Origin of the sequence: Saccharothrix australiensis (genome assembly GCF_003634935.1) — a bacterium.
GTDB classification, from domain to species: domain Bacteria; phylum Actinomycetota; class Actinomycetes; order Mycobacteriales; family Pseudonocardiaceae; genus Actinosynnema; species Actinosynnema australiense.
In genome coordinates, this window is record NZ_RBXO01000001.1 from 5362469 (window position 1) to 5374758 (window position 12290).

At 73.0% G+C, this 12290-nt stretch carries 13 protein-coding genes; 8 read left to right on the forward strand and 5 right to left on the reverse strand.

Annotation, left to right across the window (positions count from 1 at the left end; genetic code table 11):
* Window positions 1-66: 66 nt before the first annotated feature.
* Window positions 67-3303 carry a fused isobutyryl-CoA mutase/GTPase IcmF gene (gene icmF, locus C8E97_RS22700; protein ID WP_121007518.1) on the reverse strand — a complete coding sequence of 1079 codons (3237 nt, stop codon included), beginning with the start codon at window positions 3301-3303 and terminating at the stop codon, window positions 67-69.
* Between the two features lie 549 nt (window positions 3304-3852).
* Here icmF and C8E97_RS34835 point away from each other — a divergent pair.
* From C8E97_RS34835 to C8E97_RS34845, 5 genes are all read left to right on the forward strand, one after another.
* Window positions 3853-4014: a hypothetical protein gene (locus C8E97_RS34835; RefSeq protein WP_170211964.1), complete on the forward strand. Its 162-nt coding sequence runs from the start codon at window positions 3853-3855 to the stop codon at window positions 4012-4014.
* Between the two features lie 74 nt (window positions 4015-4088).
* Complete coding sequence (locus C8E97_RS22710) at window positions 4089-4706, forward strand: alpha-ketoglutarate-dependent dioxygenase AlkB (protein WP_121007520.1); 618 nt, start codon at window positions 4089-4091, stop codon at window positions 4704-4706.
* Between the two features lie 70 nt (window positions 4707-4776).
* A complete protein-coding gene (locus tag C8E97_RS22715) occupies window positions 4777-5322 on the forward strand; it encodes a TetR/AcrR family transcriptional regulator (protein WP_121007521.1) in 546 nt (181 codons plus the stop codon).
* Window positions 5319-5699 carry a DUF6463 family protein gene (locus C8E97_RS34840; RefSeq protein ID WP_170211965.1) on the forward strand — a complete coding sequence of 127 codons (381 nt, stop codon included), beginning with the start codon at window positions 5319-5321 and terminating at the stop codon, window positions 5697-5699. Before C8E97_RS22715 ends, C8E97_RS34840 begins: the two co-directional genes overlap by 4 nt.
* Window positions 5696-6088 (forward strand): DUF4345 domain-containing protein, encoded by a 393-nt coding sequence (locus C8E97_RS34845; RefSeq protein WP_170211966.1) that lies wholly within the window; start codon window positions 5696-5698, stop codon window positions 6086-6088. The genes C8E97_RS34840 and C8E97_RS34845 overlap by 4 nt, the downstream gene beginning before the upstream one ends.
* 36 nt (window positions 6089-6124) lie before the next feature.
* On the opposite strand, the gene C8E97_RS22725 is transcribed toward C8E97_RS34845, so the two are convergent.
* Together C8E97_RS22725 and C8E97_RS22730 are read right to left on the reverse strand one after the other, a co-directional pair.
* A complete protein-coding gene (locus tag C8E97_RS22725) occupies window positions 6125-7792 on the reverse strand; it encodes an AMP-binding protein (RefSeq protein ID WP_121012142.1) in 1668 nt (555 codons plus the stop codon).
* 252 nt (window positions 7793-8044) lie between these two features.
* The gene (locus C8E97_RS22730; RefSeq protein WP_121007523.1) at window positions 8045-8536 is read right to left on the reverse strand and encodes a MarR family winged helix-turn-helix transcriptional regulator; all 492 of its coding nucleotides are present in this window, start codon (window positions 8534-8536) and stop codon (window positions 8045-8047) included.
* An 88-nt stretch (window positions 8537-8624) separates the two neighbouring features.
* Here C8E97_RS22730 and C8E97_RS22735 point away from each other — a divergent pair, with 88 nt between their 5' ends.
* On the forward strand, window positions 8625-9173 hold the full coding sequence (locus C8E97_RS22735) for a YceI family protein (protein ID WP_121007524.1): 549 nt from the start codon (window positions 8625-8627) through the stop codon (window positions 9171-9173).
* A 390-nt stretch (window positions 9174-9563) separates the two neighbouring features.
* Complete coding sequence (locus C8E97_RS22740) at window positions 9564-10067, forward strand: ATP-binding protein (protein ID WP_121007525.1); 504 nt, start codon at window positions 9564-9566, stop codon at window positions 10065-10067.
* Window positions 10068-10089: 22 nt separating this feature from the next.
* On the opposite strand, the gene C8E97_RS22745 is transcribed toward C8E97_RS22740, so the two are convergent.
* Window positions 10090-10932, reverse strand: coding sequence for an EamA family transporter (locus tag C8E97_RS22745; RefSeq protein WP_121007526.1), 843 nt, complete (start codon window positions 10930-10932; stop codon window positions 10090-10092).
* Window positions 10933-11101: 169 nt separating this feature from the next.
* On the opposite strand from C8E97_RS22745, the gene C8E97_RS22750 reads away from it, so the two are divergent.
* A complete protein-coding gene (locus C8E97_RS22750; RefSeq protein WP_121007527.1) occupies window positions 11102-11716 on the forward strand; it encodes a GTP pyrophosphokinase in 615 nt (204 codons plus the stop codon).
* A gap of 44 nt (window positions 11717-11760) precedes the next feature.
* On the opposite strand, the gene C8E97_RS22755 is transcribed toward C8E97_RS22750, so the two are convergent.
* Entirely contained in the window at window positions 11761-12225 is a 465-nt protein-coding gene (locus C8E97_RS22755; RefSeq protein ID WP_246019090.1) for a nuclear transport factor 2 family protein, read from the reverse strand.
* Between the last annotated feature and the right edge of the window lie 65 nt (window positions 12226-12290).

Here is a 12290-nt window from a genome sequence, read left to right on the forward strand (position 1 = left end):
GGCGACGACGCGGGAAGTCCGACAAGGGCCCACCCCGTCCGGGCAGGCCCCCGCCGCCGCGAGAGGTCAGACGTTGCGCCGGTACTGGCCGCCGACCTCGAAGAACGCCTCCGTCACCTGCCCCAGCGTGCACACCCGAGCCGCGTCCATCAGCACCTCGAACACGTTCTCCCCGGACTGCGCGGCCTCCTTCAACCGCCGCAGCGCCGGCTCCGCCTCCGCCGCGTGCGCCGCCGCGAACGCCTGCGTCCGCTCCACCTGCGACCGCTTCTCCTCCTCGGTCGCCCGCGCCAGCTCGATCGTCACGTGCTCCCGCTCACCGCTGTCCGGCAGGAACGTGTTCACGCCGATCAACGGCAGCGAACCGTCGTGCTTGCGCTGCTCGTAGAGCATCGACTCGTCCTGGATGCGACCGCGCTGGTAACCGGTCTCCATCGCGCCCAGCACGCCGCCGCGCTCGGACAACCGGTCGAACTCCATCAGCACGGCCTCTTCGACCAGGTCCGTCAGCTCGTCGATGATGAACGAGCCCTGCAACGGGTTCTCGTTCGCCGACAGGCCCCACTCCTTGTTGATGATCAGCTGGATCGCCATCGCCCGCCGCACCGACGACTCCGTGGGCGTCGTGATCGCCTCGTCGTAGGCGTTGGTGTGGAGCGAGTTGCAGTTGTCGTACAGCGCGCACAGCGCCTGGAGCGTCGTGCGGATGTCGTTGAAGTCCATCTCCTGCGCGTGCAGCGACCGACCGGAGGTCTGCACGTGGTACTTGAACTTCTGCGACCGCTCGTTCGCGCCGTAGCGCTCCCGCATCGCCACCGCCCAGATCCGCCGCGCCACCCGGCCGATCACGCTGTACTCGGCGTCCATGCCGTTGGAGAAGAAGAACGACAGGTTCGGCGCGAAGTCGTCCACGTGCATCCCGCGCGCCAGGTACGACTCGACGTAGGTGAACCCGTTGGCCAGCGTGAACGCCAACTGGCTGATCGGGTTCGCACCCGCCTCCGCGATGTGGTAGCCGGAGATCGACACCGAGTAGAAGTTGCGCACCTTCCGCCGGATGAACCACTCCTGGATGTCGGCCATCATCCGCAGCGAGAACTCGGTGGAGAAGATGCAGGTGTTCTGCCCCTGGTCCTCCTTGAGGATGTCGGCCTGCACCGTGCCGCGCACGTTCGCCAGCGCCCACGCCCGCAGCTCCTCGGCCTCGGCCTCGGTCGGCTCCCGGCCCTCGGCCGCGCGGAACGCGTCGATCCGCTGGTCGACCACCGTGTTGAGGAAGAACGCCAGGATCGTCGGCGCGGGCCCGTTGATCGTCATCGACACCGACGTGGTCGGCGCGGTCAGGTCGAAGCCGTCGTAGAGCGCCTTCATGTCGTCCAGCGTCGCGATGGACACCCCGGACGTGCCGATCTTGCCGTAGACGTCCGGCGGCGTGTCCGGGTCCCGCCCGTACAGCGTCACCGAGTCGAACGCCGTCGACAGCCGGGTCGCCTCCGACCCCTTCGACAGGTACTTGAAGCGCCGGTTGGTGCGGAACGCGTCACCCTCGCCCGCGAACATGCGGGCCGGGTCCTCACCGTCCCGCTTGAACGGGAACACCCCCGCCGTGTACGGGAAGTGACCGGGCAGGTTCTCCTTGCGCAGGAACCGCAGCAGCGTCCCCTCGTCGTCGAACCTCGGCAGCGCCACCCTCGGCACCTTGTTCCCCGACAACGTCTCCCGCGTCAACCGGGTGTGGATCTCCTTGTCCCGCACCCGCACCACCAGCTCGTCACCGGTGTAGTCCTCCACCACGCCCGGCCACGCCGCCAGCAGCTCCGCCGACCCGGCGTCCACGCGCCGCTCCGCCGCCGCCAGCAGCTCCGCGACCGCGGCCGTGTCGTGCCCGGCCGCCGCCAGCTCGTCCCGCGCCGCGCGCAGGTGCGCCACCCGGCGCACCGCGTCGACGTGCGTCTCCGTCGCCCGGTGGTAGCCGCGCACCGTCTCCGCGATCTCCGCCAGGTACCGCGCCCTGGCCGCGGGCACGACCGTCGACGCCGACGTCGACACCTTGCCCGCCACCGGCGCCAGCGCGCCCGGCGACAGCTCCAGCCCCCGCCGCGCCAGCTCGCCGCGCAGGTGCTGGTACAGCGCCGTCACGCCGTCGTCGTTGAACGTCGCCGCGCTCGTGCCGAAGACCGGCATGTCCTCCCACGCCACGCCGAACGCCTCGCGGTTGCGCACCAGCTGGCGCGCCACGTCCCGGCGGGCGTCCTCCGCGCCGCGGCGCTCGAACTTGTTGATCGCCACCGCGTCCGCGAAGTCCAGCATGTCGATCTTCTCCAGCTGCGACGCCGCGCCGAACTCCGGCGTCATGACGTACAGCGAGAGGTCGACGAACGGCACGATCGCCGCGTCGCCCTGGCCGATGCCGGGCGTCTCCACCACGATCAGGTCGAACCCGGCCGCCTTGCACGCCAGGATCGCGTCGCCCAGCCCCTCCGGCACCTCGCTGCCCGCGCGGCGGGTGGCCAGCGACCGGAAGAACACCCGGTCGCCGTCCAGGCAGTTCATCCGGATGCGGTCGCCCAGCAGCGCGCCGCCGCCGCGCCGCCGGGTCGGGTCCACGGCCAGCACCGCGATGCGGAGCTTGTCCTCCTGGTCCAGCCGGAAGCGGCGGACCAGCTCGTCGGTCAGCGACGACTTGCCCGAGCCGCCGGTGCCGGTGATGCCCAGCACGGGCACCGGGCGCGCGGCCCGGACGACCCGCTCGCGCACGTCGGCGGGCAGCCGCCCGGCCTCGATCGCCGTGATCGCGCGCGCCAGCACGTCGTCCGCCCCGGTGAAGAGCCCGTCCCAGGACGACGGCGCGACCGCCGCCAGGTCCCGGTCGCAGGACTCCACCATGAAGTTGATCATCCGCGCGAGGCCCAGCTCCTGCCCGTCGGCGGGCGAGAAGATCCGGGCCACCCCGCGCGAGTGCAGCAGCTCGATCTCCTCCGGCACGATGACGCCGCCACCGCCGCCGAAGACCTTGACGTGCCCCGCGCCGCGCTCGGCCAGCAGCTCCACCAGGTAGCTGAAGTACTCGACGTGGCCGCCCTGGTAGGCGCTGATCGCGATGCCCTGCACGTCCTCCTGCACGGCCGCGGCGACGACCTCGCGCACCGACCGGTTGTGACCGAGGTGGACGACCTCCGCGCCCTGCGACTGGAGGATGCGGCGCATGATGTTGATGGCCGCGTCGTGGCCGTCGAACAGGCTGGCCGCGGTGACGAACCGGACGGGGTGCTCGGGCACGTGCAGCGGGCTGGCGTCGGACACGACGACTCCTTCGGCATCGCGGAACTGCCCCCAGAATACTAGGACATCCGTCTATCGGAAGTAATACGGAACTGTGCGTCGGGTCACCACGACCGCGACCCCGGCCCACCGCAGGTCTACCACCCCGCGCGCCCGCCGGTCACTCCGGAGGTGCGCGCGATCACCGCGTGTCCAGGGGCGACGGGTAGGCTTCGATCATGGGACCACGGCGTGCGCGGAGCGGCGACCGCCCGGCCACGCGCACCCCGGACGCGGTCGGCGAGCGGTTCGCGGACCCGGCCACCGGTCGCGCCGCCACCCGCGTACCCGCCGCCACCGGGCCGCCGACCACCGGGCCGCCGCCGCGCCCGGCACCGCCCGCACCGGCGGTCGACGTGCGCGCACCCGACCGCCGAGCGGTTCCGGGCGAGCGGCGGACCCGTGGCCGCGCCGGGTGCCGCGCGCTCCCGTTCGCGCAGGTCACGGCCGCGCCGGCCCGTTCGCCGACCCTGATCGCCCACCCGCCGCACGCGCGTGTAGCTTTCGCATGAAAGGGGTAGGAGTCCGCCCATGAGCAGCACACCGATCTACGACGAGCTGGCCGCCATCCTGCTCGTCGACCAGCCGACGAAGGCCGAGCCCGGCAGGCCGGTCGCGCCGGAGCCCGTCGAGCAGCCGCCCAAGCAGGTCCGCACCGGCGGCCGACGGCGCAAGCCCGAGCCCGACGCCTGATCTTTAGTCCACACTGAAGGAATAATGATCATTGCGGTCGAACAGGCGTTCGACCTGAGCTAGGCTCCGCACCCATGCAGGTGTCGCTGTTCGACGACGGCGCGGAGCCACCCGGCCTGCGCCCGCTCACCGGCGTCCGCCGCACCGTGCTGGGCGACGGCGCGTGGATCGACGTGCTCCCCGGCTGGCTCACGGGCGCGGACGAGCTGTTCCGGCGGCTGGCGGCGGACGTGCCGTGGCGCGCCGAGCGCCGGCAGATGTACGAGCGCGTGGTGACCGTGCCGCGCCTGCTGTGCTTCTACGGCGAGGACGCCGCGCTGCCCGACCCCGTGCTGGCCGAGGCCCGCGCCGCCCTCAGCGACCGGTACGCCGACGAGCTGGGCGAGCCGTTCCGGACCGCCGGGCTGTGCTACTACCGCGACGGCCGCGACAGCGTGGCCTGGCACGGCGACACCATCGGCCGCGGCGGCGCCGAGGACACGATGGTCGCGATCGTGTCGGTCGGCACGCCCCGCGCCCTCGTGCTGCGCCCGCGCGGCGGCGGCGCGACCGTCCGGTACGCGCTGGGCCACGGCGACCTGGTCGTGATGGGCGGGTCGTGCCAGCGGACGTGGGAGCACGCCGTGCCCAAGACCGCGAAGTCCGTCGGGCCGCGCATCAGCATCCAGTTCCGGCCGCGCGGGGTGCGCTGACGGTCCACCCGCTCGCCGGGTGACGCGCGCCACCCGACGGCCATACCATACCGTATGGTACGGTCGGGGCGTGGTGAGCAGGCGGGACTGGTTGGACGTCGGGTTGCGGGTGCTGGCCGAGGACGGCGCGCCCGCGCTGACCGTCGAGCGGCTGAGCGGGCGGCTCGGCGTCACGAAGGGCTCGTTCTACCACCACTTCAAGGGGATGGGCGGGTTCAAGCAGGACCTGCTCGCACATTTCGAGGCCGAGTGCACCACCGGCTACATCGAGCGCGCCGAGCAGGGCGGCGGCACCGCCCGCGACCGGGTCGAGCGCTTGATGCGGCTGGTGCTGGCCGACGGGGAGGACCGGCCGCCGCTGGAGCCCGCCATGCGCGCGTGGGCGTTGCAGGACGCCGACGTCCGGGCCGCGCAGGAGCGGGTCGACCGCGAGCGGATCGCCTACCTGGCGGGGCTGTGGGCGGCGATCGGGCCGGCGGAGGACGCGCTGCCGACGGCCCGGCTGCTCTACCTCGTGCTGGTCGGCGCGGACCACGTGCTGCCGCCGGTGGGCGCGGCCGACCTGCGGGAGGTCTACGCACTCGCCCTGCGACTGGTCGACCGGGGGACGACATGAGACCGCACTGGGTGCCGAGGTTGCTCGTCTTCACCGCGGTGATGCACTTCCTGTGGGCGTTCGCGCAGCCCAACGCGTGGTCCGCGATCGCGCGCGACGGGTTCTTCCGCGCGGTGGTGGACGAGGGCGCGGCGGACTTCTGGTCGCGCGAGGCGACCGTCTGGTTCATGGTGGGCGGCGTCGCGCTGCTCGCGCTGGGCACGTTGACGCGGAAGGCGGTGCGCGACAACGGGCGGCTGCCCGCGCAGCTCGGCTGGTACCTGCTCGCCATGGGCGTGCCGCTGGTCGTGCTGTACTTCCCCGCCACGGGCGGCTGGGCGCTGGTCGTCATCGGCGTCCTGGCGCTGACCGCGCGCGAGGGGGCGAGGGCGGCGTGACGGCGTTGCGGGTCGTGCTGGTGCTGCTGGGGCTGTTCGTCGTCGGCACCGGCCTGGCGGACGTCGTGGTGGGCCCCGCCGTGCTGCCGGGCAGCCCGTCGGCCACGCCGACGCTGGACAGCCACTACCGGTTCTTCGCGACCATGTGGCTGGCGCTGGGCGTGGTGCTGCTGTGGGTCGCGCCGCGGGTCGACCGGGCGACCGCGGCGCTGCGCGGCGCGTGCGCGGCGGTGTTCGCGGGTGGCGTCGCCCGGATCGTGTCGCTGCTCGCGGTGGGCCCGCCGCACGGGCTGCTGGTGTTCTTCATCGGGGTCGAACTCGTCCTGCCGCCCGCGCTGGTGTGGTGGCAGCGGGCCGTGTCGGCGCGGGCGGGCGCGGCCGGGTCCTGACGGCGGCGGGCCGGGCGCCGACCCGCCGCGGACCCGTCAGCCGCGCAGGGCGGGGAAGTCCTCTTCCCGGTACTCCCCCGCCCTCCGCTCACCCGTCTCCCGGCCGCGCAGCTCGACCCGGCGGATCTTGCCCGAGACCGTCTTCGGCAGCTCCGCGAACTCCAGCCGGCGAACCCTCCGGTACGGCGCGAGGTGCTCCCGCGCGTGCCGCAGGATCTCGAACGCCGTCCGCTCGTCGGCCGCGAAACCGTCGGCGAGCACGACGTACGCCTTCGGCACGGCCAGCCGGACCGGGTCCGGCGACGGCACGACCGCCGCCTCCGCCACCGCCTCGTGCTCCAGCAGCACGCTCTCCAGCTCGAACGGCGAGATGCGGTAGTCCGACGCCTTGAACACGTCGTCGGCGCGCCCGACGTAGGTCAGGTACCCGTCCTCGTCCACCGAGCCGATGTCGCCCGTGTGGTAGTAGCCGTCGCGCATCACCTCGGCGGTGCGCTCGGCGTCGCCGTGGTAGCCCGTCATCAGGCCCAGCGGGCGGTCCGACAGGTCCAGGCAGATTTCGCCCTCCGCGCCCGGCCGCCCGGTCACCGGGTCGACCAGCACCACCGGGAAACCGGGCGCGGGGCGGCCCATCGAGCCGGGCTTCACCGGCTGGCCGGGCGTGTTCGCGACCTGCACGGTGGTCTCGGTCTGGCCGAAACCGTCCCGGATGGTCACGCCCCACGCCGCGCGGACCCGCTCGATCACCTCCGGGTTGAGCGGCTCGCCCGCGCCGACCACCTTGCGCGGCGGCGTGCGCAGCACCGTCAGGTCGGCCTGGATCAGCATCCGCCACACCGTCGGCGGCGCGCAGAAGCTCGTCACGCCGCAACGGTCCATCTCGGCCATCAGCCGCGCCGCGTCGAACCTCGCGTAGTTGACGACGAACACGGTCGCCTCGGCGTTCCAGGGCGCGAAGACGTTGCTCCAGGCGTGCTTCGCCCACCCCGGCGACGAGATGTTGAGGTGCACGTCGCCCGGTTCCAGCCCGATCCAGTACATCGTGGACAGGTGGCCGATCGGGTAGGAGGCGTGCGTGTGCTCGACCAGCTTGGGCCGGGCGGTCGTGCCCGAGGTGAAGTACAGCAGCAGCGCGTCCGACGCCCGCGTGACGCCGTCGGGGGCGAAGTCGGCGTCGGCGTCCCGCGACCGGGCGTAGTCGAGCCAGCCCGGCACGGGCGGGCCGACCGCGATGCGCGTGTACCCGCCGGGCACGTCGGCGAACTTCCCGGTGTCGGCCGCGCCCGCCACCACGTGCCGCGCCGCGCCGCGCTCGACGCGGTCCACCAGTTCGGCCGGCCCGAGCAGGGTGGTCGCCGGGATGACCACCGCGCCGAGCTTCATCGCCGCCAGCAGCACCTCCCACAGCTCGACCCGGTTGCCCAGCATCAGCACGACCCGGTCGCCGCGCCGCACCCCGTTGTCGCGCAGCCAGTTCGCCACCTGGTTCGACCGGCGGGACAGCTCGGCGAACGACCAGCGCCCCTCGCGGCCGTCCTCCTCCACGATCCACAGCGCGGTCCGGTCCTCGCCCCGCGCGACCTCGTCGAACCAGTCCAGCGCCCAGTTGAACTCGACGGGGTCGGGCCAGCGGAAGCCGGCACGGGCGGTGGCGTAGTCGGTCGCGTGGCGCAGCAGGAAGTCACGGGCGTCGCGGAAGTCCATCGGTCGAGCGTCGGCCGTCGGGAGCCGGCGCGCCACCCCCGTTCGGAGGTGTCGTCGCGGCGCTCGGCGGACCCGCGCGCGATGAGCGGGCGCGGGCATGCGCGGCGCAGCGGGCGCGGGCGGCGTGGCGTGACGTGGCGCAGCGCGGTGTGATGGGGCGCGGCCCGGTGTGGTGCGGCGGGCGGGTGTGCGGGCGGCGCGGCGCGGTGAGCGGGCGGCGCGGCGTCCCCCGTGGACGGGCGCGGCGGGGAGCTAGAAGTCGCCGAGCTCCGCGCGGACCCGCGCGCACTCCGTCCGCAGGCCGCCGTCCACCGCCTGGCTGATCTCGTGCAGCGACCGCAGCTGCTCGGGCGTCAGCACGTCGAACAGGTGCTCGCGCACGGCCGTCACGTGGCCGGGCGCGGCGGCGTCCAGGGCGGCGAACCCGCGCTCGGTGAGCTGGGCGATGGAGCCGCGCCGGTCCGACGCGCACGCCCGCCGCTCGACCAGCCCCTCCTTCTCCAGCTTGGCCACGGCGTGGGAGAGCCGGCTGCGCGACGAGTGGCAGTTGACCGCCAGCTCGCTCATCCGCAGCGCACGGCCGGGCGCCTCCGAGAGCGCGACCAGGATCTCGTAGTACGCCATCGGCATCCCGGAGTCGCGCTGCATCTGCCGGTCGAGGTGTTCGGTGAACTTCGTCACGGCGGCCATGAAGCCGCGCCATATCCGCTGTTCATCGGCGCTCAGCCACCGCACGTCGCTCATGCCCCCATCATACGGTTCTGTTGAACCTTCAACCAGGATGCGCTATGTTCAGTTGAGAGTTCAACCAGACCGAAACCAGAAGGACACCATGACCACGCAGACTGAGCAGATCCCCGGCTACCTCGCGGGCACGTGGGCGATCGACCCGGTGCACTCGGACGTTTCCTTCGTGGTCCGCCACCTCGGCGTCTCCAAGGTCCGCGGCCACTTCGACACCTTCGAGGGCACGATCGTCACGGCGGAGAACCCGCTGGAGTCGACGGTCACCGCGAAGATCGCGACCGCGTCGATCAACACCAAGAACGCCCAGCGCGACGCCCACGTCAAGAACGAGGACTTCCTCGACGTGGAGAACCACCCCGAGCTGACCTTCACCTCGACCGGCGTGCGCGCCCACGGCGAGGGCTACCTCGTCGACGGCCAGCTGACCCTGCGCGGCGTCACCAAGCCGGTGACGCTGGAGCTGGAGCTGAACGGCTTCGGCGACGGCATGGCCGAGGGCTCCAAGGTCGCGGGCTTCTCGGCCAGCACCGAGATCAGCCGCAAGGACTTCGGCGTGACCGGCGGCCCGGCGGGCGCGGCCGTCGGCGACAAGATCACCATCCTGCTGGAGATCGAGGCCACCCTCCAGTCCTGAGCGACACCGTCGAAGGGGCTTGTCGGCGACGCGCCGGCGGGCCCCTTTCGCGCGTCCGGGACCACGAACGCGCCACCCGGCCCGCCCTCGCCACGGCACGCGCGACCGGCAGCACGCGCCGTGGCGTGGTTCACCGGATCGTGCACCCCGATATTCCCTCTCGTGCCGCATTTCGGTAAGTTTTCGATCACCGCCGTGACCGCCCGTGAACCATGAGCCCCTATCCCCCGTATCAGGATCCGGGACCGCAGTCCCCCGGTACGCCTGAAGCAGCGGAACTCGATCCGGACACGGTCCGCTCTCGGGGTGTAGACCACGTGGGTGACAGGGGTTGTACTCATGGCACCATCTGGCGCAGCACGCGCCGGACGCAGGCGAGGGAGGACCGGTGTGAACGCCCAGACCGAACAGGTCGACGACCTTCGACTCGTCGCGCTGCCCACCGCGGTCAACGTCGCGGACTTGTTCGTGCGCTTCTCCCTGGGCGAGTGGCGGCTGCGCTCCATGCAGGACGAGGCCGCGCAGACCGCGCGCCGCCTGGTCGGCGCGGCCGTCGACGTGGCCGACCGCCGCCTGCCCCACCTCCTGCTGGTCCGGCTGCGGCTCAGCGGCAGCCACCTGGTGGTCGAGGTCGAGGGCAACCGCGTCGCGCTGCCGCCGGAGCTGGCCGGCGGCCGGGCCGGGCTGGTCGACCTCACCGCGGGGGGCCGCCTCGCCTGGTGCGAGCTGACCCTGCCGTCGGGCATGAACGCCTCCGCCGTCCCCCTGCCGCGCCGCGAGCCGCGCCGCTCGCCCGCCGCCGAGCAGCTGGGCGACGAGCCGGACGTCGACCCCGAGCTGATCCAGCGCATCCTCTACGGCCTGGGCGGCGCGGCCGAGCGGCGTCGCGACTGAGGCGACGCCGCCCGCGCCCGGCTCACCGCGCGAGCGCCGCCAGGGCGACCGCCAGCACGCCCATACCGCACCACGACACGAGCGGCAGCCGCTCGTGCAGCACCACCACCCCGAGCACCGCCGCCACGGCCGGCTCCGCGAGCGTCAACGTGGTCGCCGCGGCGGCGGACGTGTGCCGCAGGCCCCGGCCGAACAGCAGGTAGGCCACGAACGTGGTGAACACCGACAGGTGCGCCACCACCGCGACGCCCGCCCCGGTGCCCAGCCACCCGACGCCGAGCACGAGCAGCACCGGCAGGGTGAGCGCGGACGCCCCGCCGAACACCGTGCCGACCACCGCCCGCGATGGCAGGCCCTGGCCGATCAGGTGCGCGCAGATCACCGAGTACGCGGCGTAGGACAGGCCCGCGACCAGCGCCGCCGCCACGCCGACCAGGTCGACGCGCGCCTCGCCGCCGCCCAGCACGAGCAGCGCGCACCCCGCCACGGCGGTCAGCGTGACCAGCGGCCGGGCCCGGACGCCCAGCACGACCGGCGCGGTGGCCAGCGCCACGGTGGTGGCGACCGCCACCCCGGTGCGCGCCACGGCCGGGTAGAACGCCAGCGCGTACCCGGCGACGGCGACCGCGCCCAGCGCGAGCAGCCGCCGGTCGGCGGTGCGGACCACTTCGCGCGTGCCGCGCGCGGTCAGCAGCAGCAGGCAGCCGCCGACCACCAGGCCGGCCGCGCCGACCGCCGCGGCGGGCGCGGACTCGGGTGCCAGGGAGCTGACGGTGCCGGTGGTGCCCCACAGGACGCACGCCGCCAGGATGGGCAGCGGGCCGTGGAGGAAACGTGGACGTGCTCGTACTCCGACAGATGACACGGGTTCTCCGTTCGCGGGGGTTTTCCGGGGATCGCGAACGGGCGCACACGGCGGTGCCGGCGTGCGTGGGAGGAGCCGCGGGTGCGCCCGTCAGGCGACCGGCGGCGGCAGAACGACGTGCCAGTGGGTGTCCACGGTCGGATTCTAACCGCATGGGTACGCTGGGATCATGGACATCGGCGTCGCGGATGACCTGCTGCGGCGGTCCCTCGTGGTCTACAAGTTCGCGGTCGAGGAGCTCATGACCAAGCTCCGCATCCTCAGCGAGGAGTTCGACCTCGTGCACAGCCACGACCCCATCGAGCACGTCACGCAGCGCGTGAAGCGGCCGGACGCCATCCTGGACAAGCTGCGCCGCAAGGGGCTGGCCCCCGACCTCGCGCTCGCCGCCGAGCACCTCGACGACGTGGCGGGCGTGCGCGTGGTGTGCCCCTTCGTGTCCGACGTGTACCGGGTGCGCGACATGCTGGCGCGGCAGAGCGACGTGGAGATCCTCAAGACCAAGGACTACATCGCCGCGCCGAAGCCCAACGGCTACCGCAGCCTGCACCTGATCGTGCGCATCCCGGTCTTCCTGTCCGACCGGGTGGAGCACGTCAAGGTGGAGGTGCAGCTGCGCACCATCGCGATGGACTTCTGGGCGACGCTGGAGCACAAGCTGTTCTACAAGTACGACGACCAGGTGCCCGCCGGTTTCGTGGACGAGCTGACCAGCACGGCGGCCATCGCCGCCGAGCTGGACGCGCGCATGGAGTCCCTGCACCAGAAGGTGCAGCGGGACTGACGCCGCGCCGGACGGCGGGCGGGGCCGGTGCGACGCCGGACGGCTCACGCCAGTGGCAGCTCGCCCTCGTCGTCCGGGTCGATGCGCCGCTCGGCGGCGGTGATCGGGACGTCGTCGATGCTCGCCTCGCGCCGCCGCATCAGCCCGTCGGGCGCGAACTCCCAGTTCTCGTTGCCGTGGCTGCGCCACCACCGGCCCTCGTCGTCGTGCCACTCGTACTGGAACCGCACGGCGATCCGGTCGCCCGCCCACGCCCACAGCGACTTGCGCAGCACGTACCGGTGCTCGCGCGCCCACTTGCGGGTGAGGAAGGCGATGATCTCGTCGCGGCCGGTGATGAACTCGGACCTGTTGCGCCACACCGAATCCGGCGTGTAGGCCGCCGCCACGCGCAGCGGGTCGCGCGTGTTCCAGGCGTCCTGCGCGGCCCGGACCTTGCGGCGGGCGGACTCCTCGTCGAACGGCGGCACGAGGGCGGCCGGCCCCGGACCCGGTGTCGCGACACCCAAGGGGATCACCTCTTCTAACGGTTGGTCGACGCCCTTGACGTTAGAAGAACGGTCTAACGGATGCA